Below are 24,731 nucleotides of genomic sequence, written 5' to 3'. Positions count from 1 at the left end.
GGCGTGACAGAGATCCTGGTGCTCGTCGAGCACGTCGACGGGGACGTCAAGAAGGTCACCCTGGAGCTGCTGACCCTGGCCCGCTCGCTGGGCGAACCGGCCGCGGTCTGGGCCGGTCCCGGCTACTCCGAGGTCGCCAAGGGCAGGCTGGCCGAGTTCGGCGCGGAAAAGGTCTACGTGGCCGACTCCGCCGACATCGTCGACTACGTGGTCGCGCCGAAGGCCGAACTGCTCGCGTCGCTGGTCGCCTCCCGCGCCCCGGCGGCGGTGCTGATCGCCTCGACCGCCGAGGGCAAGGAGATCGCCGGCCGGCTCGCCGTCAAGACCGACTCCGGCGTCATCACCGACGCGGTCGGCCTGGGCGAGGGCTTCGTCGCCGACCAGTCGATCTTCGGCGGTGGCGTCAACGTGCACAGCCGGGTCAGCAAGGGCACCCCGATCGTGGCGGTCCGCCCGAACTCGACCGCTCCGGTTCCCTCGACCGGCGCGGCCGCCGAGGAGAAGGTGGACGTGGCGCTGTCGGACGCGGCCCGCGCCGCGAAGGTCGTCGAGCGGGTCAAGCAGGAGAAGGGCGCCCGCCCCGAACTGACCGAGGCCGCCATCGTCGTCTCCGGCGGCCGGGGCGTCGGCTCCGGCGAGAACTTCGCCATCATCGAGAAGCTGGCCGACTCGCTCGGCGCCGCCGTGGGCGCGTCCCGCGCGGCCACCGACGCGGGCTGGTATCCGCACGCCTTCCAGGTCGGCCAGACCGGCAAGACGGTCTCGCCGCAGCTGTACATCGCGGCGGGTATCTCCGGGGCCATCCAGCACCGGGCGGGCATGCAGACCTCGAAGACCATCGTGGTCATCAACAAGGACCCCGAAGCGCCGATCTTCGAGATCGCCGACTTCGGCATCGTCGGCGACCTCAACCAGGTCGTCCCCCAGCTGACCGAGGAAATCGCGAAGCGCAAGTAATTCCAGACAATGGCGCCACCCCCTGATCGGGGCGGCGCCATTGTCTTTTCGTGTACCACTCAGAGTGGCCCTTTACTCGGGCGCGAATATGTGCTTTCCCCGGCGCTAAATGCCAGGTCCGATTTCCACCAGCACCAGGGCCCGGACTGCGGGATAGTCATAACGAAGCGACGGGCGAAGGGACAGAAAAATGCACGAGGTCGTTGACCTGAAGGTGAAGTATTTCGGTACGCCGGTGGTGCTGGTCGGGACCCGGAATGAGGACGGGACGCCGAATATCTCGCCCATGTCGTCGGCCTGGTGGCTGGGAGACTCGTGCATGCTGGGGCTCGGCGACAACGCGCAGACCGGGCCGAACATTCTCCGCGAGGGGGAGTGCGTGCTCAACCTGGCCTCCGCCGACCTGGTGGACGCCGTCGACCGGCTCGCGCTGACCACCGCGAAGTCGCCCATTCCGGAGTACCGGCTGGCGCAGAACTGCCGGTTCGAGCGGGACAAGTTCGGGGTGGCCGGGCTGACCGAGCAGGCGGGTGAACTGGTCAAGGCACCCCGGGTGAAGGAGTGCCCGATCCAGCTGGAATGCGAGCTGCTGGCGAGCCACCGGTTCGGCGGGCCTGACATGCAGGCGACGGCGTACCAGGTCAGGGTGCTGCGTGCGCACATCGAGGAGAAGCTCATCATCCCGGGGACCCACTACATCGACCCGCTCAAGTGGGATCCGCTGATCATGAAGTTCTGCGAGTTCTTCGGCGGTGGCGAGAACGTCTACCCGTCCCGGCTGGCTGAGGGCTGGAAGATGCCGCACCAGCTGGAGCGCGCGTCCGCCTGACGCCAGGCGGCGATGCCGGATGCACCAGCCCCGGCTCATCCACCGCCTGGCATCGCCGGATGCACCAGCCCCCGCTTATCCACCGGCACCGTCCGCCTGGCGTCAGGCGGCGATCGGGAGGCGCTCCGGGACTGCCGTGATCTCGGCCGTACGGGATCGGGGCAGGAAGCGGGCGGCCACCGCGATGAGCACGCCGAGCACGACGGCGGTGACCATGGCGATCCGGAGGGACGTCGCCCCCGACAGGAAGCCGACCAGGACCGGGCCCAGCAGCAGACCGGCGTAGCCCATCGCGCCCGTCTGGGCGATGGCGGCACCGGGGGTGTCACTGGCGGTGCCGGCCAGGGACAGGGCCATGGGGGAGATCATCGCCACCGCGACGCCGACGAAGAGCATGCCGGCCACCGCCGCCACCGGGGACGCGACCAGGATGACCACGCCGTAGGTGGCCGCCGTGGCGAGACCGGAGCAGGCGATCAGGCCGGGGGCGCCGAAGCGCAGCCGCAGCCGGTCGCCGGAGAGACGGCCGAGCAGCATGCCGCCCTCGAAGATGGGGTAACCGAGCGCGGCCAGCGCTTCCGGCGCGTGCAGAACGTCGCGCAGGTAGAGGCCGTTCCAGTCGGCGACGACGCCTTCCACCATGAACGCCCCGAACATGATCGCGCCCAGCAGGTAGACGGCGGCGGGCAGCCGCCGCCTGGTCCCCGCCTCCGCGGTACGGATGCGGTCATTCAAGTAGAACCGGCTCAGCACCATCGAGGCCGGGAGCGAGATCAGCGCGATCACCAGCACGTGCGCGGTCAGCGACAACCCCGCCGCGATGGCCGCCGTACCCAGCAGACCTGCGGCGATGGCGCCCACGCACCAGCCCGCGTGCATCCCGCTCAACAGTGGCCGCCCGGCCCGCCGCTCCACCGCGGACCCCTGCGCGCTCATGGCCACATCCACAGCCCCGAACGCCATCCCGAACACGACCGACGCCACCACGAGCACCGGCACCGACCAGGCGAACGCCACCAGCGCCAGCGTCCCCGCGCACAGCGGCGCGGCCACCCGCAGCACCCCGCGGCTGCCGACCCGACCCATGACCCCGCGCATCGCCTGCATGGTCACCAGGGCCCCCAGCCCCCAGGCCAGCAGAACGAGCCCGACCTCCGCCTCGGACATACCGAGCTTGTCGGTCAACGCCGGAATCCGCACGGTGTACGTCCCGCACATCACTCCAGCCAGGACAAAAGTGAGGATTGCCCCCAAACGAGCAGTCCTCAGGGCGCGCGTCATTACAAACTCCTTTTCGAGACCGCCAGCCAAGAAATGGCGACGAGATAATGATGAGAGAGGGATTACGGCAGACCCTTGACCACGAACCCAACGCGACCGCGTCATGAACGTGCACCACGACGCCATGCCACTAACGTGCGCGACCACGCTCCGCTAGGAGCGCGCGTGATCGCGCTATGCCATGAACATGTGCGACCGCGTTCTACCCGGGGGTTGTGCGACCGCGTTACGTCAGAAACGGTGTGGCCGCGTTCTGTCGGGAAGCTGTGCGCCCGTGTCATTTGTGAACATGTGCGGTTGCGTAGCGCGACCGCGTCAGAAACGCATGTGGGGTTTGTTCCGCTGAGAAGGTGCGTGATCGGGTCATGTCATGAACATGTGCGTCTGCGTTCTACCGGGGGTTATGTGACCGCGTCACGTCGGAAATGTGCGTGGCCGCGTTCCGTCAGATAGGTGCGCGACCGCGTCACGTCAGGAACGTGGACGACCGACCTAAGTCAGGGACCTTCGCGCCGCGTCAGGTCGGGAACGTAGGCGACCGACCTAATCAGGGATCTTGGCGCCGCGTCAGGTCGGGAACGTGAACGTCGGTTAAGGCAGGAGGGAGAGGAGGCGGTCACGTAGTCCGGGGTAGTCGCCCTGGGCGGGGCTGCGGCCAGGGTCGAAGATGGCGGGGCACTGCGTGGCGGCCTCCCAGACGCCTTCGCATGCCAGCCGGACAATCCGTGACATCACCGGGTCCGGTTCGGCGGCCAGGTCGTGGCTGTGCCAGCGGGCCATGGCCTCCCGGAGGGGGACCAGCAGGGCGGGATCGCCCGCCGCTCCGGTGGCGACGGCCCAGCGACGCAGGCGTCCGCTCTGGACGGCGACGAAGGTGGCTCGCACATACGCCCGGGTGTAGCGGGTCTCCTCCTGTGCGGCGATGAGCGCGTCGAAGTCCGCGATAAGCCGCTCGATCATGCCCGCCACCAGGGCGTCCTTGGTCTTGAAGTGGTACAGCAGCCCACCTTTGCTGACCCCGGCACGCTCAGCGACCGCAGCGAGGGTAAGCGCCTGCGAGCCATGGTCGGCCAGCAGGCCTTCCGCAGCGTCAAGCAACTCATCCCTCTTCATACCCTCTACTGTACCGTCCGGACGGTTAAGTCTCAACCTTGGACAAGACCGACGCGACGCGGAGATCTCAACCGCAGGTAAGGGCCTGCGCGATGCGGGGTCTCACCCGAGCGGGTAAGGCTGGCGTGTTGCGGGTTCAACCGCAGGTAAGGGCTGGCGTGATGCGAATCTCACTGCGGGTAAGGGCCGGCGTGTTGCGGGGGTTTCAACCGCAGTAAGGGCCGGCGTGTTGCGGGGTTTCAACCGCAGGTAAGGCTGGCGTGATGCGGAGGTCTGAACCTCAGGTGAGGCCGGCGCGACGCGCGCGTTCCACCACCACGGCGATCACGTCGGCCAGTCGGTCGACATCCGACTGAGTGGAGGTGTGCCCCAGCGTGAACCGCAGGGACCCCCGGGCCCGCGTCGTGTCCTGACCCATGGCCAGCAGCACATGCGACGGCTGCGCGACCCCCGCCGAGCAGGCAGAGCCGGTCGAGCACTCGATGCCCTTGGCGTCCAGCAGCATGAGCAGGGCATCGCCCTCGCACCCCGGGAAGCTGAAATGCGCGTTACCCGGCAGCCGGTCGACCGGGTCACCGTTCAGGATGACGTCCGGAACGGCCTGGCGAACCCGCTCCACGAGATCATCACGCAGAGCGGCCAGACGTGCGGCATGCTCGGCCCGCCGCGCCACCGAGGCTTCCACGGCAGCCGCGAACCCCGCGATGGCAGGCGCGTCCAGCGTGCCCGACCGAACGTCCCGCTCCTGCCCACCACCATGCAGAACAGGCACCGGATCGACCCCACGCGCCAGCAGCAACGCCCCGACCCCCATCGGCCCGCCGACCTTGTGCCCCGAAATGGTCATCGCGTCCACCCCGGACTCCGCGAAGTTCACCGGAAGCTGCCCGATCGCCTGAACCGCATCCGTATGAATCGGAATCCCATGCGCATGCGCGATCTCCGCCAACTCCGGCACTCGCTGAACCGTGCCCACCTCGTTGTTGGCCCACATCACACTGACCAGCGCGACATCCCCCGGATCGGCGTCGATAGCCGCCCGCAACGTATCCGGATGCACCAGCCCCCGCTCATCCACCGGCAAAAGCTCGACAACCGCCCCCTGGTTATCCGCGAGCCAGTACGCCGGATCCAGCGCAGCATGATGCTCCACCGCACTCACCAGCACCCGAGCCCGCTTCCGCGCCCAGAACACTCCCTTAATCGCAAGATTGTCCGCCTCAGTCCCCCCCGAGGTGAACACCACCTCACTGGGCCGCGCCCCCAGCGCACAAGCGATCGTCTCCCGCGACTCCTCAACCACCCGCCGAGTCCGCCGCCCCGCCGCATGCAACGACGAAGCATTCCCCACCTGGTCCAACTCGGCCACCATCGCCCCAATCGCCTCCGGCAACATCGGCGTGGTAGCAGCATGATCCAGGTAAGCGGTCCCCACGACCCCTCCGTTCAAAAACGCACAACCAACCAAGCGTACTGTGCGCGCAGCCGATCGCTCGGACCGGCGGGTGGGCTGAGCCGCGCCAGACCCTGCCACTCCCGATGTGCCGTCACGGCAATGGCGCGGGCGGGCGGAGCCCGAGGTGAAACGAAGGATGGGCGGGTGCGGCAAGCCGCGCCAAATCCGGCAATCTCAACGAACTGACGCGGTGCAGTACTTAGGTCAGGAAGTGGGCCACGGCTGACCAGGAGGGGTCGTTGTCGGTGGTGAGGCGGGGGCGGCCGGTGGGCCAGGTGGTGGCGAAGGTTTTGAGGGTGGTGGCGGTGGGGCTGGTGGGGTTGGCGTAGATGTGGAAGGTGCGGGTGCCTTCGGTGGTGAGGTGGGCGGTGAGGACGGCTTCGGCGGTCAGGTGGGTGGTTAGTTGTTCGGTGAAGGTGGTTAGGGCGGCGAGGGCCTCGGGGGTGGGGAGGCCGTTGGGGTCGGCGTCGCGGTAGGGGACGGTAAGGGAGATGTGCTGGTCGAAGAGGGGGTAGTCGACCGGGCGGAGGGGGTAGCGGGCGGTGGCCGTGAGGGGTTTGCCGGTGCCGGTCTGGCCTTCGAGGAGGGCCCAGCGGTCGGCCGGGAAGCTTTGGGCTACGTCGGCGACGACGCCGGGGAGGTGGATGGCGGCGATGGAGTCGATGGGCTCGTATTCGGCGGCGACGATGTCGCCGACCCAGCGGGCGACCTCGTCTTCGCCGAGGAGCCAGTCGAGGGCGAGGAGGGTGGTTTCCATCCGCGTCTCGTCGTCGATGTCCTGAAAAATCGGGTGGTACGCGGAGACGTTGACCCGGGGCGTACCTGGCGGAACCCGCAGCCCGAGGACGAACCGGTCCATGCTGAACTGATGGCCGCCGACGTCGATGGTCAGATCGAGGGCCTGCGGATTGGCCTGTCGGGACGGATGGAACTCCCAGCGCTCGTCGGCGGCGGGCCCGGCCAGCGCCCACCGATGGGCGAACGCCCGCAACTCCGGATTCCCGGCCGCACTGACCACGAGCGCATGCTTCGCCGCCAGCCCCGGCGCGACCTCCCAGATCAACGACGCGTCCAGCGCGGTCACCGCGGGCCCGACGAGTTCGGCCAGCTCACCGGCATCACCCGCATCCACCAGCGCATCCACCCGAGGCCGAGCCTCGTCCCACCAGCTCCAGAAGGCAGCGATCAACTCGCCATGGTCCACCGGCTCGCTCTTGCGCCCGAACAGTCGCATGGGCAGCAATCATCCCAGCCGAATCACCCCACCGCCAACGAGACCCCGAACGGGCCACCCCACCGGCCACCCCGGCACGGGCGGTGACCCCGATACGGGCGACTCCGGCACGGGTGGTGAGCGTGCGATCACACGACCGCGGTGGTGGGCGACCGTGCGAATGCGTGAGCGTCGTCGGCCCTCCGGAAAACCCCGCCGAGTAACCCCGTCAGTGGCGGTAACCTCGAATTGTTATGGGAACCTTGCGTGTGCTCGCCGCCATGTCGGGCGGTGTCGACTCAGCGGTCGCGGCGGCCAGGATCGCCGAAGCGGGTCACGATGTGACCGGCGTCCATCTCGCCCTGTCCGCCAATCCCCAGTCGTACCGGACCGGAGCCCGTGGCTGCTGCACGGTCGAGGACTCCCGGGACGCGCGGCGGGCCGCCGACGTGATCGGCATCCCGTTCTACATCTGGGACATGGCCGAGCGTTTCCACCGCGACGTGGTCGAGGACTTCGTCAGCGAGTACGCGGCCGGCCGCACTCCCAACCCCTGCCTGCGCTGCAACGAGAAGATCAAGTTCGAGGCGGTGCTGGATCGGGCGCTGGCCCTCGGGTTCGACGCCGTCGCCACCGGCCACCACGCCCGGCTGGACGACGGGGTCCTGCACCGCTCGCCCGACGCCGGCAAGGACCAGTCGTATGTGCTGGGCGTGCTCACTCGCGAGCAGCTCAGCCACGCCGTCTTCCCGCTGGGGGACTCGACCAAGGCCCAGGTCCGCGAGGAGGCGGCCCGCCGTGGCCTCACCGTCGCCGACAAGCCGGACAGCCACGACATCTGCTTCATCGCCGACGGTGACACGCGCGCCTTCCTGGCCGACCGCCTCGGTTCCGCCGACGGCCCGATCGTGGACGCACTCTCCGGGGAGGTCGTCGGCACCCACCCGGGGGCGTACGGCTATACGATCGGCCAGCGCAAGGGCCTCCACCTCAACCGCCCGGCCGCCGACGGCAGGCCGCGGTATGTGCTGTCCATCGAGCCGGTCTCGAACACGGTCACGGTCGGCCCCCGAACCTCCCTGGAGGTCACCTCGATCACGTGCGCGAGGCCGGTCTGGAACGGCCCGGCCGACCCGCCGGCCACCCCGTTCGCCTGCCATGTCCAGCTTCGCGCCCACGGCGAGGTCTATCCCTGCCGGGCGCAGCTCTCCGGCGACCAGCTGAACATCCACCTGGCCACCCCGGCCACCGGCGTGGCCCCGGGTCAGGCGGCGGTGCTCTACACCGGTGACATGGTCATCGGCTCGGCCACCATCGAGTCCGCGGCCTAGATTCCGCGGCCTAGATCTCGACGGAGTCGCCGACGGGGATGCGCCGGATGTCGGCGTTCTGGTGGTCGGCTTCCTTGGTGAGCCAGTTGTCGATCAGGAGCTGGCCGTACTCGTTGACCAGGCCGTCGTGGGTCGAATAGGCGCGTGCCGGGCGGACCGCGCGTAGGTATTCGATCATTTCCCACCCTCGCATCCAGGGCGCGTTGGACGGGACCAGCAGCGTGGGCACGTCCACGCCGGGCGGGGTCAGGGCGTCGCCCGGATAGAAAACCTCCTCGTCGATGAAGAAACCGACATTCTGGATGATCGCCACGTCGGGGTGGACGAGGGCGTGCCACTCCCCAATGGTCCGTACGGAGAATCCGGCGGTGTCGAAGGTGTCGCCGTCCCGGACCACGTGGATCTTGGCGGGGACGTCGACGAGCTGGTCGGCGACCGCCTGGCAGGTCCAGATCTCCACGTCCGGCGAGGCGGCCTGGAGCACCTTCAGGTCCAAATGGTCGAAATGCTCGTGCGTGATCAGGACCGCTCGGGCGCCGTCGAGCAGGCCGGAGCCGCTGAACGAACCGGGGTCGATGACGAGGGTGGAGCCGTTCTTCTCCACCCGCCAGCAGGCGTGACCGAACTTGGTGAGCTTCATGGTCTCTAAGCTAGGACCTGTGACTGACTATCCCTGGGACGAGGGCTCCGCGACCGGGGTCGGGTCGCATCCCGGCGAGGACGGCCGACCGCCGTTGAAGACCGTGTTCGACGAGCTGCCGGTGCCGTACCTGCCGGAGCTGCCTGGGCGGGGGGTCGGCGCGGACCTGATCGGGCGGACGGCGTCGCTGCTGGTGGAGCTGCCCGTCGAGGTGCAGCCGTCGGGGTGGCGGTTCAGCGACCGTCCGGGGCGGGACTTCAAGCGCGCCCGCGATCATCTGCTGCGCGACCTGGACCTGCTGGAGGAGGAGTCACAGGGGTACGCGGGGGCGTTCAAGATCCAGATCTGCGGGCCGTGGACCCTGGCCGGGGCCATCGAGCTGCGGTATGGCGACAAGACCCTCGCGGACAAGGGCGCGGTCCGGGATCTGGTCGACTCGCTCGCGGACGGGCTCGCCGCCCATGTGGCGGACGTGCGCAAGCGGGTGCCGGGAGCCGAGCTGATCGTTCAGATCGACGAGCCGGGCCTGCCGGGCGTGCTGGCCGGGATGGTGCCGACCGCGTCCGGATTCGGGCGGATCGCCGCCGTGGAGGCGCAGGTCGCCGCCGAGCGCCTCGGGCGGGTGCTGTCGGTGGCCGATTTCCCGATCGTGCACTGCTGCGCGCCCCAGGTCCCTTTCTCCGTGCTCGGTACGGCCGGCGCCCGCGGCATCTCCCTGGACGCGTCCCTGCTGCGCCGGGCGGACGAGGACCACATCGGCGAGGCGATCGAAGCCGGCACCGCCTTCCTGCTGGGCGTCGTCCCGGGCGTGGACAGCCGCCTGCCCGCGCCCAACGTGGCCGCCAAACCCGCGGTCGAGCTGTGGCGCCGCCTCGGCTTCCGGCCGGAGGACCTGGCCAGGCAGGTCGTGCTCACGCCCCGCTGCGGCCTGGCCGGAGCCTCACCCGGCTACGCGAAGGCGGCCCTGATCCGGTGCCGCGAGGCGGCCCGGGTGCTGCGCGAGGATCCCGAGGCGGAGTAGCCGGTAGCAAGTCAACTGCAAGCGCCGCCGCGTATCTCTTGGTCTGCATCTAAGGAGAGATACATGCGTGCACTCGTCATCGCCGGGCTCGCGGCCGCGACCTTGCTCGGAGTCCTGGTTTCCCCGGCGAACGCCGCCGACACGTGGCACTGGGGGCCGGTGTCTTCCTCGGACGGCAAGGCCAAGGCGACCAGCGGGAAGATCGCCACCCGGCCGGGGGGCCTCCGGATCACCGGGAAGCTGTACGACGGGTCCAGTTCGGGGGCTTGCTCGTGGATCCGGTTCAAGTACCTCACGGACCAGGGCAAGACCGTCTACAAGAGCTACAAGAACTGCTCGGCGGGTTATCGGAAGTTCACGATGAACACCGGGTATGTCCTGTCGGTCGAGGCTCGGGTGTGCCGGGGCACGTCGGTGAAAATCACCAGCAAGTGCTCGGCGTACGAAGGGGTCTGGGCGCAGGGCGGCTGAGGGCGGGGGGCCGTGCCCGATGTCCTCGGGGCGCGGCCCTCTTCCGTCAAGGTCCGGTCTTCGACCAGGAGAATGTCGGTGGTCGGCGCTACCGTTCTCCTGGGATTGGACGATGAGGGGAGTCCCGGATGACCTCGCCTGACGGTGTTTCCGACGAGCTGTCCGAGCGCCGGGGGCGGCATGCGGAGCTGACCGAACTGGTCGAGCAGGCCAACTGGCGCTACCACGTGCTCGACTCGCCGACCGTCAGTGACGCGCAGTATGACGCGTGGATGCGCGAACTGCGGGCGATCGAGGATGAATTCCCCGAACTGCGCACGCCGGATTCGCCCACCCAGAAGATCGGGGCGCCGATCTCCACGGATTTCGCCGCGGTGAGTCACCTGCAGCGGATGGAGAGCCTGGACAACGCGTTCAACGCGGCGGATCTGGTCGCCTGGCAGGTGCGCGCCGAAGGGCTGGTCGAGGCCGAGCCGGGGCCCTATCTCTGCGAGTTGAAGATCGACGGGCTGGCCATCGCGCTGGTCTATGAGAAGGGGCGGCTGGTGCGGGCCGCCACGCGCGGGGACGGGAGCACCGGGGAGGACGTGACGCCCAATGTGCGCACGGTCCGCGGGGTGCCTGACCGGCTCACCGGGGACGACTTTCCCGACCTGGTCGAGGTCAGAGGTGAGGTGTTCCTGCCGGTCGCGGGGTTCGAGAAGCTCAATGAGCAGATCATGGACGCGGGGCGGCCGGCGTTCGCCAATCCGCGGAACGCGGCGGCCGGGTCGCTGCGGCAGAAAGATCCTCGGATCACCGCGCGACGGCCGCTGCAGATGATCGTGCACGGGGTCGGGAAGTGGCAGGGCGCGGCGCCGCCCAAGACGCAGTCGGAGATGTATGACCGGTTGCGGTCGTTCGGGTTGCCGGTCAGCGACCTCTATCGGGTGGTGCACGGGCTGATCGAGGTGCAGGCGTTCGTCGACTACTACAACGAGCACCGGCACGATCCGGCGTACGAGATCGACGGTGTGGTGGTCAAGGTCGACCGCATTGACGTGCAGCGGCAGCTCGGGTCGACGAGCAAGTTTCCCCGGTGGGCGATCGCGTTCAAGTATCCGCCGGAGGAGGTCAACACCAAGCTGCGTGACATCCACGTCGGGGTCGGCAGGACCGGGCGGGTCACGCCGTATGCGGTGATGGAGCCGGTGGTCGTGGCCGGGTCCACGGTCGAGCGGGCGACCCTGCACAACGCGTCCGAAGTGGTCAGGAAGGGCGTGCTGATCGGGGACACGATCGTGCTCCGCAAGGCCGGCGACGTGATCCCGGAGATCGTCGGGCCGGTGATCGACCTGCGGGATGGCACCGAGCGGGCTTTCGTGATGCCCACGCACTGCCCCGAGTGCGGGACCGAGCTCGCCTACGAGCGGGAGGGCGACGCCGACCTGCGCTGCCCCAACACCCGGTTCTGCCTCGCCCAGCTACGTGAACGCATCTTCTTCGCGGCCGGCCGCAAGGCCTTCGACATCGAGGGCCTGGGTTACGTCGCGGCCACCGCCCTCACCCAGCCGCTGCCCCCGCACGACGTGAATCCGCCGGTCCGCACCGAGGCCGATCTTTTCGACCTCACCATGGACCGGCTGCTCCCGATCAGGTCGATAGTCCGCGACCAGGACACCGGCCAGCCCAAGACCGACCGCGAAACCGGCGAGCAGAAGGAGGTCTCCTTCTTCGCCACCAAGGCCGGAGCTCCCAGCAAGAACGCGGAAAAGATGCTGGAACAGCTGGCGAAGGCCAAAATACAGCCGCTCTGGCGTGTGCTCGTCGCCCTCTCCATCCGCCACGTCGGCCCGCCCACCGCCCAAGCCCTGGCCGACGAGTTCCGCTCCCTCGACGCCATCGCCAACGCCACCGAAGAGGAACTCGCCGCCGTCGACGGCATCGGCGCCGGGGTCGCCGCCGCCATCATCGACTGGTTCGCCGTCGACTGGCACCGCGACATCGTCACCCGCTGGAAAGCCGCCGGCGTCCGCATGGAAGACGAACCCCCCGCCGACCGGGGCCCGCAAACCCTGGAAGGCCTGACCTTCGTCGTCACCGGCACCCTCGCCGCCTACACCCGCGACGAAGCCGCCGCCGCCATCACCACCCGGGGCGGCAAGGTAACCGCCTCCGTCTCCAAGAAAACCTCCTTCTTGATCGCCGGCGAAAACGCCGGCTCCAAACACGACAAAGCCACCAAACTCGGCGTCCCCATCCTCGAAGAAGCGGCCTTCCAAACCCTCCTCACCGAAGGCCCGGAGGCCGTCAGCCCACCTGCGGAACCGGCTGAGGAAGCCGACGGCCCGGAGGCCGTCAGCCCACCCGCGGAACCCGCTGAAGAAGCCGACGGCCCGGAGGCTGTCAGTCCACCCGCGGAACCGGCTGCCGACTCACCCACCGGACTGACCGAAGAGTAGGAGCGCCCACCGAAACGGGCGCTTCTTCAGGTTTCTCGCCGATATCCGGCGCCGTTCACACCGGTGACACTCCTCGCCGCATCGGCGCCAAGTGGGGCCCGCAGCTCGTCATGGTGACCGCTGGGGAAGTAGCCCTGAGCGCGGTCGGAAATGCGAGGACGTTTCCAGCGATTTGGCCGTCGGATGGAAACGCGGGAGGCCATTCGGTCGCGGGATGGGATGCCGGAGGTCACGCGGTCGCGTTCGGTGGTGGGGCAGAAATGCCGGAGGCCACCCAGCCGCCATTCGGTCATGAGGCGGGAATGTCGGACGATCTCCTCGGCCAGCCCTCGAGTCGAAGCATGTCCCGCCGAGCCATCGGCAGCCATTCGGTTGTGGGGCGGAACGGCGGAGGCCACCCGGCGCCGGTTTGGTGGCGGGGCCGGGTGGCCTCTAGGGGGCGGTCGCGCTTAGGCGTACCGGCCGGGGGAGAGAGTTAGACGGCGGTGCAGGTTACGGCGGGGAGGGCGTTGGTGCCGGTGTGGGTGGCGTTGAAGCCGAATGAGGTGCTGGCGTTGACGGCCAGGTTGCCGTTCCAGCTGATGTTGGTGGCGGTGATGTTGGCGCCGCTCACGGTGTGGGCGGCGTTCCAGAGCTGGGTGATGGTCTGGCCGTTGGCGAAGGTCCAGCGGACGGTCCAGCCGGTGGTGGCCACGGTGCCGCTGTTGCGGATGGTGACGGTCGCGCCGAAGCCGTTGTTCCACTGGCTGGTGACCGCGTAGGTCGCGGTGCAGGCCTTACCGGCGCTGGGGGACGGCGACGGAGACGGGGAGGGCGAGCGCGGCGGTGACGGGGAGGGGGAAGGCGAGCGCGGCGGTGACGGGGAGGGGGAAGGTGAAGGGGAGCGCGACGGCGTCGGAGACGGCGTGTTGGTGGGCGGCGGGGCGGCGATGGCCAGGTCGTAGGCGCGCTGCGGGACGAACTGCCCGGCCCCGGCGATGCAGCCGTCGGCCTCGCCCGGAAGCTTGATCCACAGGAAGGCGTCGATCGCGGCGTCGCCCGTGACGTTGGTGCTCCACGTGCCGGTGGCCCGGCCCGCCGGGTCACACCACTCGCTGCCGAGCGGCCCGTTGCCGTTCCTGCTGGTGTCGATGACGGCCTTGAGCCGGCTGATCCCGGTGGCCTGGATGATCGCCTTCGCGTACGCGATCTCGGTGCTGTTGGAGCGGTAGTTGGAGACGTTGATCGAGATGCCGTCCGCGCTGTTGGCGATGTCGGCGGCGATCAGCCGGTTGGCGGCTTCGCCCGCGCCGAGCCAGGCGGAGTGGCCGATGTCGAAGTAGACCTTCGCGGCGGACGAGCCGGCCTTGAGCTTCTTGCCCGCGTACGCCATGGAGGCCCGCGTCTCGGCCTGCTGGGTGGCGTTCTGGCAGTTGGTCATGATCGGCAGCACGTCGGGTTCGAGGATGATCGACGCGGGCCGTCCGGCCAGGCCGGCCGCGATCTCGTCGATCCAGGCGCGGTAGGCGGTGTGGTTGGGCGCGCCACCGGTGGAGGCGCCGCTGCAGTCCCGGTTCGGGATGTTGTAGACCACCATGATGGGGATCTTCCCGGCGGTCGCGGCCGCGCCGACGTAGGCGCTGATCTCGCTCCGGATGGTGGCGGTGTTGGTGGTGGTGAACCAGCGCCCCTGCGGGACCGCGGCGACCCGGTCGCGGATCACGGCGGTCTTGCTGTCGTTCGGGTTGGCGGCGACCCAGCGGGCCGCGCTCGTCTGGGGATCCACGTAGAACACGGAATCCGCGGCGTTGGCCGCGGAGCTCGTGAGCACCGCGGCGCCCATGCCGAGTGCGGTGGCCGCCGCGATAACGGCCACCGTCAGGGGCCCTTTACGAAACATGAGGTCTCCATCCCTGAGAAGTGGGAGCGCTCCCACTAATCTGCAGGGATCTAATCACCTGATCGTAGGTACTAGAAGCCCCAGGGCAATATGGCGGAAGGTCCAACTTGAAACGCCCTGGCAACGCGCTCGTAACCGGTATCAGGCCGTCTGAAACTTTCACCCCGAAGCGCCCAGATAACGAGAAGCCGCGAAATATCCAGTAACGGAACGTGCCCAACCGGTTTCGCGAAGTGGCCCAGAGGCCGTACCCTCCCATAGTGACCTCTTGGGGGGTTTCTTACCGATGACAGCGATTGCGCGCCATCTCGCGCCATGCCCAGAGATGGCGGACCCCACCGACACGCGGGACACCGGACCGCGCCTCGGCTCACCCCTGTGGACCTACTTCACCGGGGTGATCACGATCGGGCTGACGGCGCTGGCCGTCGCGCAGATCCGGCTGGGCGTGCCCGAACTCGCCGGGCTCGCCGCGACCGCGCTGTTCTGGATCCTGGTCGTGCTGGTCGTCCTGGGCGAACTGCGCCCGGTCATGGTCAGCTCCTCCACCCTCGTCGGCGGCACCCCCACCTCGACCATGTTCACCTTCGCCGTCCTGATGCACCACGGCCTGTCCGCGGCCGTGCTGATGCAGGCGGTCGCGGTGGTCGTCAGCGGCCTGGTCCATCGCCGCTCCTGGCACCGCATCGCGTTCAACATCGCCCAGATCACCCTGGCCTGTACGGCCTCCGCCGTCGTCTTCGGGGCGTTCGGCATCCACCCCCGCCCGCTCGACACCTGGACCCCCGAGGGCACCGACATGCCGGCCATCGCGCTGGCCGGGCTCGCCTACTTCACCGTCCGGGGCCTGCTGGTCTGCAGCGCGGTCGCGCTGCACGAACGCAAATCGATCATCCGGGTGATCAAGGCTTCGATCGGCCCGCAGGCCCTCGTCTACGGCGCCCTGCTCGGCCTGGCCCCCCTGGTCGTGGTCGTGATGGAGCATTCCACCGGCCTGGTGCCGCTGTTTGTGGCCCCGCTGGCGGCCGTGTACTTCACCGCCACCCTGTCCATGCGCCGCGACCACCAGGCCATGCACGACGGCCTGACCGGGCTGCCCAACCGCAAGCTGCTGATCCTGCGCACCGAGGAGGCCCTGGCCGAGGCCAGGGAGGACGAACGGGTCGGCCTGTTCCTGCTCGACCTGGACCGGTTCAAGGAGGTCAACGACACCCTCGGCCACCCGGTCGGCGACCTGCTGCTCCAGATCGTGGCGCACCGCCTCACCCACAGCGTGCGCCCCGGCGACGTGGTGGCCCGGCTCGGCGGCGACGAGTTCGCCGTGCTGTTGCCCTCGATCCGGGACGGCCACGCCGCCAAGGAGGTCGCCTCCCGGCTGCGGGTGGCGCTGACCGAGCCGGTCCGCCTGGAGGGCATGACCTTCGACCTGGACGCCTCCATCGGCATCGCGCTCTTCCCGGATCACGCCCCCGACTTCGAGCTCCTGCTCCAGCGCTCCGACGTGGCGATGTACATGGCCAAGGAGGGCAGGACCGGGGTGGAGTTCTACGTGGCCGAGCGGGACCGGAACTCACCTGAGCGGCTCAGCCTCCTCGGCGACCTGCGCAGGGCCATCGACCGGGACGAGCTGGACCTGCACTACCAGCCGAAGGTCTCGCTGGCGGACGGCCGGGTGGAGGGCGTCGAGGCGCTGCTCCGCTGGTGGCATCCGGTGCGCGGGCCGATCTCCCCGGTCGAGTTCATCCCGCTGGCCGAGCAGTCGTACCTGATGCGGGAACTCACCCAGCACGTCATCGACAAGGCCATGAACCAGGCGGCCCGCTGGTGGCACGACGGCCTGGAGGTGCCGGTCTCGGTCAACGTCTCGGCCCGCGACCTGCTCGACTCCGGCCTGCCCGACCAGCTCTCCGCCGGTCTGGCCCGATTGTCGCTGCCGCCGAACGCCATCCACCTGGAGGTCACCGAGCGCATCCTGATGACCGACCAGGCCTACTCCGCCGACACCATCCGCACCCTGGCCGCCCTCGGCGTCCCGCTGGCCCTGGACGATTTCGGCACGGGCTACTCCACGCTGGTACGGCTCCAGCGCCTCCAGGTCGACGAAGTCAAAATAGACGCCTCTTTCGTACGAAAAATCGGCGAATCGCCGGACGATGAGCGGATTGTTCGCTCGATCATCGACCTGGTGCGCTCGCTCGGCCTGCGCGCGGTCGCCGAAGGCGTCGAATCCGCCGAGATCGCCACCCAGCTCCGCGCCATGGGCTGCGACGCGGGCCAGGGCTGGTGGCTGGCCGAACCAATGCCCGCCACCGAGGCCACCGTCTGGCTCAAGGCCCGCCTCCGGCTGCCCAGCCTGTCTCACGACTCACATATGGCCATGGACGGCACCGTCTAATTCTCCCGTAACCAACTGGCTAGGCCGCGCCTGTGTCTGGACTGAGGAACGCAGGTCGCGGAGCGGCCGGAGTGACGAGGGAAGACACAGGCTCCCCAGCGGCCAAGCCCGCCGATCCGGAGGATCGGCCATAAGCACAGCCCCTAGGATGGCTGTGTCCAGACTTCCATTCAGAAACGGGTTCGAGACTCATGTCCGCCATAACCCGCGATGAGGTCGCTCACCTCGCCCGGCTGTCCCGGCTGGCGCTGGCCGATGAGGAACTCGACCACTTCGCCGCCCAGCTCGACCAGATCGTCGGCGCGGTGGCCCGCGTCGCCGAGGTCGCCAGCGCCGACATCCCGCCGTCCTCGCACGCGCTCCCGCTGACCAACGTGTTCCGCCCCGACGAGGTGCGGCCCAGCCTCACCCCGCAGCAGGCGCTGTCCGGCGCGCCCGCCGTCCAGGACGACCGGTTCCGGGTGCCCAGGATCCTCGGGGAGGAAGCGTGAGCCTGATCCACAAGACGGCGGCGGAACTCGGCCGGCTGATCGCCACGGGGGAGACCTCGTCCGTCGAGGTCGCCCAGGCGCACCTGGACCGGATCGCGGCCGTCGAGCCCAAGGTCCACGCGTTCCTGCACGTCGACCCCGACGGGGTGCTGGCCCAGGCGCGCGCGGTGGACGAGCGGCTGGCGGCCGGGGAGCGGCTCGGCCCGCTGGCCGGGGTGCCGATCGCGCACAAGGACGTGTTCACCACCGCCGACATGCCGACCACGGCCGGTTCCAAGATCCTTGAGGGCTGGCGCCCGCCGTATGACGCGACCGTGACCCAGCGGCTGCGCGCGGCCGGGCTGGTCATCCTCGGCAAGACCAACCTGGACGAGTTCGCGATGGGCTCCTCCACCGAGAACTCCGCCTACGGTCCGACCCGCAACCCGTGGGACCTGACCAGGATCCCCGGCGGTTCGTCCGGCGGCGCGTCCGCGTCGGTGGCCGCCTACGAGGCGCCGCTGAGCACGGGCACCGACACCGGCGGCTCGATCCGGCAGCCGGCCGCGGTGACCGGCATCGTGGGCATGAAGCCCACCTACGGTGGTTCGTCGCGGTATGGGCTGATCGCCTTCGCGTCCTCGCTGGACACGCCCGGCCCGTTCGCCCGCAACGTGCTGGACGCGGCGCTGCTGCATGAGGCGTTCTCCGGGCACGACCCGATGGACTCGACCTCGATCGACGCGCCGGTGCCCCCGGTGGTCGAGGCCGCCAGGCAGGCGTCCGTGGACGGGCTGCGCATCGGCGTGGTCAAGGAGTTCGGCGGCGACGGCTACCAGCCCGGCGTGCTGGCCCGCTTCCAGGAGGCCGTGGACCTGCTGGAGTCGCTCGGCGCCAAGGTCGTCGAGGTGTCCTGCCCCTCGTTCACCTACGCGCTGCCCGCGTACTACCTGATCGCGCCGTCGGAGTGCTCCTCCAACCTGGCCCGCTTCGACGCGATGCGCTACGGGCTGCGGGTCGGCGACGACGGCACCCGCAGCGCCGAGGAGGTCATGGCGCTGACCCGGGCGGCCGGCTTCGGCCCCGAGGTCAAGCGGCGCATCATGCTCGGCACCTACGCGCTGTCCAGCGGCTACTACGACGCCTACTACGGCTCGGCCCAGAAGGTCCGCACCCTCATCGCCCGCGACTTCGAGGCCGCCTTCCACCAGGTGGACGTGCTGATCTCGCCGACCACGCCGACCACGGCGTTCCCGATCGGGGAGCGGGCCGACGACCCGATGGCCATGTACCTGGCCGACCTGTGCACCATTCCGTCCAACCTGGCGGGCAACGCGGCCATCTCGGTGCCGTGCGGCCGCGCCGACGAGGACGGGCTGCCGGTGGGCCTGCAGATCATGGCCCCGGTGCTGGGCGACGACCGCTGCTACCGGGTCGGCGCCGCTGTCGAGAAGGCGTTCGAGGACCGCTGGGGCGGCCCGCTGCTGAAGGAGGCTCCGGCCCTGTGACCGACACGCTGATGCCGTACGACGAGGCGCTGGCGCAGTTCGAGCCGGTGCTCGGCCTGGAGACGCACGTTGAGCTGGGCACCGTCTCGAAGATGTTCTGCGGCTGCCCGACCGCGTTCGGCGCCCCGCCGAACACCCACGTCTGCCCGGTCTGCCTGGCCCTGCCGGGTTCGCTGCCGACGGCCAACGAGATGGCGATCGAGTCGACGATCCGGATCGGCCTGGCGCTGAACTGCTCGATCGCCGGCTGGTGCAGGTTCGCCCGGAAGAACTACTTCTACCCGGACATGCCGAAGAACTACCAGATCAGCCAGTACGACGAGCCGCTCTGCTTCGACGGCTACCTCGACGTCGAGGTGGACGGCCGCACCGTCCGCATCGAGATCGAGCGGGTGCACCTGGAGGAGGACACCGGCAAGTCCACCCACGTGGGCGGCGCGACCGGCCGGATCCAGGGCGCGGACTACTCGATCGTGGACTACAACCGGGCCGGCATCCCGCTGGTCGAGATCGTCACCAAGCCGATCCCCGGCACCGACCGGCTCGCCCCCGAGGTCGCGCGCGCGTACGCGACCGAGCTCCGCGAGGTGATGCGCTCACTGGGCGTCTCCGACGTGCGGATGGAGGAGGGCTCGATGCGCTGCGACGTCAACGTCTCGCTGATGCCGCGCGGCGCCACCGAGTGGGGGACCAGGACCGAGACCAAGAACGTCAACTCGCTGCGCAGCGTGGAGCGTTCGGTCCGGAGCGAGATCGAGCGGCAGGCCGCGATCCTGGCGGACGGCGGCCGGATCGTCCAGGAGACCCGCCACTTCCACGAGGACACCGGCCTGACCACGTCCGGGCGCTCCAAGGAGGAGGCGCAGGACTACCGCTACTTCCCCGAGCCCGACCTGGTGCCGATCGAGCCCGACCCGGAGTGGGTGGCCCGGCTCAAGGCCGAACTGCCCGAGCTCCCCTCGGTCCGGCGCCGCCGGCTCCAGGCCGACTGGGGCGTGTCCGACCTGGACATGGCCGCCATGCACAACGCGGACGCGTTCGTCCTGGTCGAGGCCACGGTGGCGGCCGGCGCTCCGGCGGCGGACGCCCGCAAGTGGTGGATGGGCGAGCTGGCCCGCCGCGCCAACGAGGCGGGCACCACGCTGGCCGCCCTGCCGATCACCCCCGCCCAGATCGCCCGGGTGACCGAGCTGGTCGCCTCCGGCGCGCTCAACGACAAGCTGGCCCGCCAGGTGCTGGAGGGCGTGCTGGCCGGGGAGGGCTCCCCGGACGACGTGGTGGCGGCCCGCGGCCTGCAGATCGTGAACGACGACGGTGAGCTGTCGGCGATCATCGACCAGGTCATCGCGGCCAACGCCGACGCGGCCGACAAGATCCGCGGCGGCAAGATCGCGGCGGTGGGCGCGCTGGTCGGCGGGGTCATGAAGGCCAGCCGCGGCAAGGCCGACGCCGGCCGGGCTCGCCAGCTGATCCTGGACAAGCTCGGCGTGACCGAATAGCCGAAGGTCAGGCTCGCCCGCTCCCGGCGGGCGAGCCGAACGCCCGCTCGTCATTGGTGGGACTTGACGAGAGGGATGACAACTTGAAGGACTTGAATTAGTGACATATTCAGAAGTGAGTGCTTTAGGGTTAACTGAAGGGTGATTCCCCTGAGCCGGAGGAGAGCGAGGCGTGCGGAACGCCGGAGCGTCCATCGACCCGCCGACGGACCCGGTCGCGTCGGCAGCTCCGCCCGTTCCCCGTCGGCGACGGCAGCAGATGCGCGCCGCCCCGACCGGCCCGACCTTCCTGCCGCCCGGCGTCTCCTCGGACATCTTCGGTAGCCGCCCGCTCACCGCGCCGACCACCACCCAGGAAAGCCAGCTCCCGCCGCCGCTGACGGTCGAGCCGTGGCCGATGGCGGGGACCAAGCCCGGCGCGGCGCTCTCCCCCGAGCTGGTGCCGGAACCCGAGGACCCGCACCTGCGCTGGGGCCGCCTGCTGGCGATCACCCTGCTCATCATGGTCCTGCTGGTCTACCTGGTCCCGGCCGGTTTCATGACCGGCGGCATCCTGCCGGGGACCACCATCCTCGGCGTGGACCTGGGCGGGCTCAGCCCGCCCGAGGCGGAGAGCCGATTACGGGCCAGGATGGCCGGCCACATCGCCACCGCGATCGTGATCAAGCAGGGCCAGCATCGGGTCAGCCTCAACCCCGACGACAGCGGCCTGTCCCTGGACGTGCCCGCGACGATCCAGTCGGCCCCGGCGGGCTTCCCCAGCCCCTTCGAGGTGTGGCAGGGGCTGACCGGCCACCGCGAGATCGAGCCGGTGATCGCCGTCGACCGCGCCAAGCTGCTCAACGTGATCTCCACCAGCGTGGGGCGGGAGCTGGAGAAGAAGATGGTCGAGGGCGGGGTGCGGTTCGACGGCACCCGCCCGGTCGCGATCGAACCCGAGGCGGGGGTCGCCCTCGACATCGAGGAGATCGCCGCCGACGTGCACAAGGCGTACCTCACCTCGGATCTGATGGTCGAGGTGGAACCCCGGCAGGTCCGGCCGACCGTGACCAAGTCGGGGGTGAACGAGGCGGTCGCCTGGGCCAAGCGGGCGGTGGCCAAGCCGCTGACGCTGGTGACCAAGGATGCGGAGGTCAGGCTGACGCCGGAGGCCGTGGCCGCTCATCTGATCTTCTACGCGGACGGGTCCGGCGGCCTGGACGCGCGGTTCGACGCCGCGGCGGCCGTCCGCGGGCTCCCGCTGGTCCCGCCCGAGCTCGCCCCCAGGGACGCCACCTTCAGCACCGCCGGCGAGCGTCCCGTCCTGGTGAAGGCCAAGCCCGGCCGGGCCGTGGACGTCATCGAACTGGGCACTGCGGTGATCAAGGCGATCGGCGCGGGCGGCAGCCACCGGGTGAGCGTCCCGCTGACCGTCGCGCGGCCCGCGCTGAGCGACGACGAGGCGGCCACCCTCGGCGTCACCGAGCAGATCAGCGCCCGCTCCGCCGCGTACCCGTGCTGCCAGCCCCGGGTGAGCAACATCCAGACCGTGGCCCGCCTGCTCGACGGCCGGGTGGTCAAACCGGGCGAGACGTTCTCGCTGAACGCCGCCACCGGCCGCCGCGAGGGCGTCGCCGGCTACAGCGGCTCGGTCGAGGCGGTCGACGTGCGCGGCAAGCGCGGCCAGGACGTGGCCGGCATCTCCCAGTTCGCCACCGCCATGTACCAGGCCGTCCTGTACGCCGGTCTGGAAACCGTGGAGGCCACCCCGCACGAGACCTTCGTCCCCCAGTACCCGCCCGGCCTGGAGGTCGCCATCTCCTACCCCGGCCCCGACCTGCGCTGGCGCAACGACTCCCCGTACGGCGTGCTGATCCGCGCCACCGCCACCGGCACCGCGGTCACGGTCGCGCTCTGGAGCACCGCCCACCACGACGTCGAGGTCAAGCAGTCCGGCCGGACCAAGGTCGTCCCCGCGACCACCACCATCGGCCCGGCCGAGAACTGCGCGCCGATCACCGGCGTGGACGGCTTCACCATCAGGACCACCCGGACCAGCACGCCCGTCGACGGCGGCGACGCCAAGACCGAGACGATCACCACCACCTACCGGCCACAGGGGGCGGTGGTCTGCCCCCCGGCGGCGGAGTGATCAGTCGGTCGGGATGACCAGGATGCGGTCGTCGCCCTCGCGGGACGAGCCGCGCCCGTCCAGGTTGCTGGTCGAGGCCCACAGCAGCCCGTCCGGCGCGGTGGCCACGGCGCGCATCCGGCCGAACTCGTCCACGTAGCGGGCCACCGGCTTCCCGGCCGTGCCCTGGTCGGTCACCGGGACCTGCCACAGCCGCTGGCCGCGCAGCGCCGCCGCCCAGAGCGAGCCGTCCGCGTACGCGAGCCCGGACGGCGACGCCTCGTCGGTGGACCATGTCACGATCGGGTTGGCGTAGCGGTTGTCGTCGGAGACCCCCTCGACCTCCGGCCAGCCGTAGTTCACGCCCGGCTTGATGAGGTTGATCTCGTCGTAGGTGTTCTGGCCGAACTCGGTGGCGTACATGTTGTCCGCGTTGTCCCAGGCCATGCCCTGCACGTTCCGGTGCCCCATGCTCCAGACCAGGGTGCCGTACGGGTTGCCGGGGGCGGGGGTGCCCTGCATGGTCATGCGCAGGATCTTGCCGCCGAGTGACGCCTTGTCCTGGGAGAGGCCGCGGTCGCCGACCTCGCCGGTGGCGGCGTACAGGAAGCCGTCGGGGCCGAACTCCAGGCGGCCGCCGTTGTGGTTGCCGCCCTTGGGGATGCCGGTGACGATGGCGACCGGGTCGCCGAGCTGCTGGTCGTAGGGGGCGCGCACGATCCGGTTGTCGTCACCCGCGGTGAAGTACAGGAAGACATAGTGATCTTCCGCGAATGTCGGGGACACCGCGACGCCCAGCAGGCCGCCCTCGCCGCCGGCGGCCACCCCTTCGATCGTGGCCACCACGCTCGTCTGGCCCTGCGCGCTCACCCGCAGCAGCCGTCCGGAGTTCCGCTCCGTCACCAGCGCGTCCCCGCCCGGCAGGAACGCGATCGCCCACGGCACCTCAAGCCCCTGCACCAGCGTGTGCGGCGGCCCGGCCGGCGGTACCGGGGTCACGCTCGCCAGCGTCGGCGTCGGCGGCCCCGCGCCGCCGGGGTCGCTCGCGGTGTCCACCGCGGGCGCGGCCGAACACCCCGCCACCAGCAGCGCCGCGCCAATCCAGCTCAGTTTCATGATTGCCACCCTCCTGTTCCTCCCCATACTGGCTTCTTCGGCGAAAGGTTCCCTAAGGTTGTCAGCTGTGAAGATCTGGATCGCCCCCCAGGCGGCCGCGGCAATACCGTCCGACCTGCCCGATATCGAATTCGCCGTGTATGACGGCACCACCGAGCCGCCGGGCGTCGAGGACGTCGACGTCTGGGTGCCGACACTCATGCCCGTGCCCGAGATCCCCGAACTGCTGTCACGGATGAAACGGCTGCGGCTGATTCAGACGGTGACGGCGGGCGTCGAGCCGTACCGGCCGCATGTGCCTGAGGGCGTGGTGCTGTGCAACGCGCGCGGCGTGCACGACGCCGGGACCGCGGAATGGGCGGTCGGCGCGATGATCTCGGTGCTCCGCGAGTTCCCCGGGTTCACCGCCGACCAACTGGCCGGCCAGTGGCGCTACCACCACACCGGCGTGCTCGCCGACTCCACCGTGCTGATCGTCGGGTACGGCTCGATCGGCGAGGCGCTCGAACGCCGCCTGGCCGGGTTCGAGGTGAACGTGGTCCGGGTGGCCAGAACCGTCAGGGACGGCGTGCACGCCGAGGCCGACCTGCCGGCCCTGCTGCCGGAGGCCGACGTGGTGGTGCTGCTGGTGCCCGCCACCCAGGCCACCGCCGGCTTCGTGGACGCCGACTTCCTGGCCAGGATGAAGGACGGCGCGGTCCTGGTGAACGCCGCGCGCGGCTCGGTCGTGGACACGACGGCCCTGGTCGCAGAGCTGAACTCGGGGCGGCTGCGGGCCGCCGTGGACGTCACCGACCCGGAACCGCTGCCGCCGGGGCACCCGCTCTGGTCCGCGCCCGGCCTGTTCCTCACCCCGCACGTGGCCGGCAGCACGCCCGCCTCCACCCGGCGGGCGATCGAGCTGGTCCGCGCCCAACTGCTCCGCTTCCGCGCCGGTGAGCCGCTGGTCAACGTGATCAGCGGGGTGTACTGACTTCGGTTACTGAACGCGCCGTCTAGTG

General features: G+C 69.8%; 19 protein-coding genes. 12 read left to right on the top strand and 7 right to left on the bottom strand.

The genetic code is table 11. The features are described 5' to 3' along the window. Positions 1–3 precede the first annotated feature (3 nt). Together Acor_RS10260 and Acor_RS10255 are read left to right on the top strand one after the other, a co-directional pair. Positions 4–957 carry an electron transfer flavoprotein subunit alpha/FixB family protein gene (locus tag Acor_RS10260; RefSeq protein WP_155336342.1) on the top strand — a complete coding sequence of 318 codons (954 nt, stop codon included), beginning with the start codon at positions 4–6 and terminating at the stop codon, positions 955–957. 190 nt (positions 958–1,147) lie between these two features. After that, positions 1,148–1,786: a flavin reductase family protein gene (locus Acor_RS10255; RefSeq protein WP_155336341.1), complete on the top strand. Its 639-nt coding sequence runs from the start codon at positions 1,148–1,150 to the stop codon at positions 1,784–1,786. Between the two features lie 102 nt (positions 1,787–1,888). Here the strand turns inward: Acor_RS10255 and Acor_RS10250 are convergent, their stop codons facing one another. The 4 genes from Acor_RS10250 to Acor_RS10235 all read right to left on the bottom strand — a co-directional run bounded on the left by Acor_RS10250 (position 1,889) and on the right by Acor_RS10235 (position 6,870). Next, positions 1,889–3,067: an MFS transporter gene (locus tag Acor_RS10250; RefSeq protein ID WP_155336340.1), complete on the bottom strand. Its 1,179-nt coding sequence runs from the start codon at positions 3,065–3,067 to the stop codon at positions 1,889–1,891. 591 nt (positions 3,068–3,658) lie between these two features. Continuing rightward, a complete protein-coding gene (locus Acor_RS10245) occupies positions 3,659–4,180 on the bottom strand; it encodes a TetR/AcrR family transcriptional regulator (protein WP_155336339.1) in 522 nt (173 codons plus the stop codon). Between the two features lie 280 nt (positions 4,181–4,460). Further along, the gene (locus Acor_RS10240) at positions 4,461–5,615 is read right to left on the bottom strand and encodes a cysteine desulfurase family protein (RefSeq protein ID WP_155336338.1); all 1,155 of its coding nucleotides are present in this window, start codon (positions 5,613–5,615) and stop codon (positions 4,461–4,463) included. Between the two features lie 220 nt (positions 5,616–5,835). After that, a complete protein-coding gene (locus Acor_RS10235; RefSeq protein WP_155336337.1) occupies positions 5,836–6,870 on the bottom strand; it encodes a DUF695 domain-containing protein in 1,035 nt (344 codons plus the stop codon). A gap of 233 nt (positions 6,871–7,103) precedes the next feature. Between Acor_RS10235 and mnmA the strand changes: the two genes are divergently transcribed. Then, the gene (gene mnmA / locus Acor_RS10230; RefSeq protein WP_174876128.1) at positions 7,104–8,180 is read left to right on the top strand and encodes a tRNA 2-thiouridine(34) synthase MnmA; all 1,077 of its coding nucleotides are present in this window, start codon (positions 7,104–7,106) and stop codon (positions 8,178–8,180) included. A 10-nt stretch (positions 8,181–8,190) separates the two neighbouring features. Here the strand turns inward: mnmA and Acor_RS10225 are convergent, their stop codons facing one another. Continuing rightward, a complete protein-coding gene (locus tag Acor_RS10225; protein WP_155336336.1) occupies positions 8,191–8,820 on the bottom strand; it encodes an MBL fold metallo-hydrolase in 630 nt (209 codons plus the stop codon). Positions 8,821–8,839: 19 nt separating this feature from the next. Here Acor_RS10225 and Acor_RS10220 point away from each other — a divergent pair, with 19 nt between their 5' ends. From Acor_RS10220 to ligA, 3 genes are all read left to right on the top strand, one after another. After that, positions 8,840–9,841: a methionine synthase gene (locus Acor_RS10220; protein ID WP_246238544.1), complete on the top strand. Its 1,002-nt coding sequence runs from the start codon at positions 8,840–8,842 to the stop codon at positions 9,839–9,841. A gap of 63 nt (positions 9,842–9,904) precedes the next feature. Continuing rightward, complete coding sequence (locus Acor_RS10215; protein WP_155336334.1) at positions 9,905–10,312, top strand: hypothetical protein; 408 nt, start codon at positions 9,905–9,907, stop codon at positions 10,310–10,312. Between the two features lie 128 nt (positions 10,313–10,440). Continuing rightward, a complete protein-coding gene (ligA, locus tag Acor_RS10210) occupies positions 10,441–12,753 on the top strand; it encodes an NAD-dependent DNA ligase LigA (protein ID WP_155336333.1) in 2,313 nt (770 codons plus the stop codon). Between the two features lie 475 nt (positions 12,754–13,228). Here ligA and Acor_RS10205 read toward each other — a convergent pair whose 3' ends face one another. After that, entirely contained in the window at positions 13,229–14,632 is a 1,404-nt protein-coding gene (locus tag Acor_RS10205) for a glycoside hydrolase family 6 protein (protein ID WP_155336332.1), read from the bottom strand. 325 nt (positions 14,633–14,957) lie between these two features. On the opposite strand from Acor_RS10205, the gene Acor_RS10200 reads away from it, so the two are divergent. The 5 genes from Acor_RS10200 to Acor_RS10180 all read left to right on the top strand — a co-directional run bounded on the left by Acor_RS10200 (position 14,958) and on the right by Acor_RS10180 (position 22,635). Continuing rightward, positions 14,958–17,027 carry a putative bifunctional diguanylate cyclase/phosphodiesterase gene (locus Acor_RS10200; RefSeq protein WP_155336331.1) on the top strand — a complete coding sequence of 690 codons (2,070 nt, stop codon included), beginning with the start codon at positions 14,958–14,960 and terminating at the stop codon, positions 17,025–17,027. A gap of 191 nt (positions 17,028–17,218) precedes the next feature. Next, a complete protein-coding gene (gene gatC, locus Acor_RS10195) occupies positions 17,219–17,518 on the top strand; it encodes an Asp-tRNA(Asn)/Glu-tRNA(Gln) amidotransferase subunit GatC (RefSeq protein WP_155336330.1) in 300 nt (99 codons plus the stop codon). Then, positions 17,515–19,005 (top strand): Asp-tRNA(Asn)/Glu-tRNA(Gln) amidotransferase subunit GatA, encoded by a 1,491-nt coding sequence (gatA, locus tag Acor_RS10190; RefSeq protein WP_155336329.1) that lies wholly within the window; start codon positions 17,515–17,517, stop codon positions 19,003–19,005. Before gatC ends, gatA begins: the two co-directional genes overlap by 4 nt. A gap of 11 nt (positions 19,006–19,016) precedes the next feature. After that, a complete protein-coding gene (gatB, locus tag Acor_RS10185; RefSeq protein ID WP_174876131.1) occupies positions 19,017–20,504 on the top strand; it encodes an Asp-tRNA(Asn)/Glu-tRNA(Gln) amidotransferase subunit GatB in 1,488 nt (495 codons plus the stop codon). 172 nt (positions 20,505–20,676) lie between these two features. Then, a complete protein-coding gene (locus tag Acor_RS10180; protein ID WP_155336327.1) occupies positions 20,677–22,635 on the top strand; it encodes a VanW family protein in 1,959 nt (652 codons plus the stop codon). Here Acor_RS10180 and Acor_RS10175 read toward each other — a convergent pair whose 3' ends face one another. Beyond that, positions 22,636–23,730 carry a PQQ-dependent sugar dehydrogenase gene (locus Acor_RS10175; protein ID WP_246238543.1) on the bottom strand — a complete coding sequence of 365 codons (1,095 nt, stop codon included), beginning with the start codon at positions 23,728–23,730 and terminating at the stop codon, positions 22,636–22,638. It lies immediately after the preceding gene. A gap of 67 nt (positions 23,731–23,797) precedes the next feature. On the opposite strand from Acor_RS10175, the gene Acor_RS10170 reads away from it, so the two are divergent. After that, entirely contained in the window at positions 23,798–24,703 is a 906-nt protein-coding gene (locus tag Acor_RS10170) for a 2-hydroxyacid dehydrogenase (protein ID WP_155336325.1), read from the top strand. The last annotated feature ends 28 nt before the right edge of the window (positions 24,704–24,731 follow it).

It is taken from the genome of Acrocarpospora corrugata (assembly GCF_009687845.1).
GTDB lineage: Bacteria > Actinomycetota > Actinomycetes > Streptosporangiales > Streptosporangiaceae > Acrocarpospora > Acrocarpospora corrugata.
This window is presented reverse-complemented; position numbering and strand designations above follow the sequence as displayed.

What these genes read in the sequence shown, in the direction of transcription:
- Acor_RS10175 (WP_246238543.1), bottom strand. Translation starts at nt 23,730, where the DNA reads ATGAAACTGAGCTGGATTGGCGCGGCGCTGCTGGTGGCGGGGTGTTCG.
- Acor_RS10250 (WP_155336340.1), bottom strand. Translation starts at nt 3,067, where the DNA reads ATGACGCGCGCCCTGAGGACTGCTCGTTTGGGGGCAATCCTCACTTTT.
- Acor_RS10235 (WP_155336337.1), bottom strand. Translation starts at nt 6,870, where the DNA reads ATGCGACTGTTCGGGCGCAAGAGCGAGCCGGTGGACCATGGCGAGTTG.
- Acor_RS10215 (WP_155336334.1), top strand. Translation starts at nt 9,905, where the DNA reads ATGCGTGCACTCGTCATCGCCGGGCTCGCGGCCGCGACCTTGCTCGGA.
- Acor_RS10205 (WP_155336332.1), bottom strand. Translation starts at nt 14,632, where the DNA reads ATGTTTCGTAAAGGGCCCCTGACGGTGGCCGTTATCGCGGCGGCCACC.
- Acor_RS10200 (WP_155336331.1), top strand. Translation starts at nt 14,958, where the DNA reads ATGGCGGACCCCACCGACACGCGGGACACCGGACCGCGCCTCGGCTCA.
- Acor_RS10255 (WP_155336341.1), top strand. Translation starts at nt 1,148, where the DNA reads ATGCACGAGGTCGTTGACCTGAAGGTGAAGTATTTCGGTACGCCGGTG.
- gatB (WP_174876131.1), top strand. Translation starts at nt 19,017, where the DNA reads ATGCCGTACGACGAGGCGCTGGCGCAGTTCGAGCCGGTGCTCGGCCTG.
- ligA (WP_155336333.1), top strand. Translation starts at nt 10,441, where the DNA reads ATGACCTCGCCTGACGGTGTTTCCGACGAGCTGTCCGAGCGCCGGGGG.
- gatC (WP_155336330.1), top strand. Translation starts at nt 17,219, where the DNA reads ATGTCCGCCATAACCCGCGATGAGGTCGCTCACCTCGCCCGGCTGTCC.
- Acor_RS10225 (WP_155336336.1), bottom strand. Translation starts at nt 8,820, where the DNA reads ATGAAGCTCACCAAGTTCGGTCACGCCTGCTGGCGGGTGGAGAAGAAC.
- mnmA (WP_174876128.1), top strand. Translation starts at nt 7,104, where the DNA reads ATGGGAACCTTGCGTGTGCTCGCCGCCATGTCGGGCGGTGTCGACTCA.
- Acor_RS10245 (WP_155336339.1), bottom strand. Translation starts at nt 4,180, where the DNA reads ATGAAGAGGGATGAGTTGCTTGACGCTGCGGAAGGCCTGCTGGCCGAC.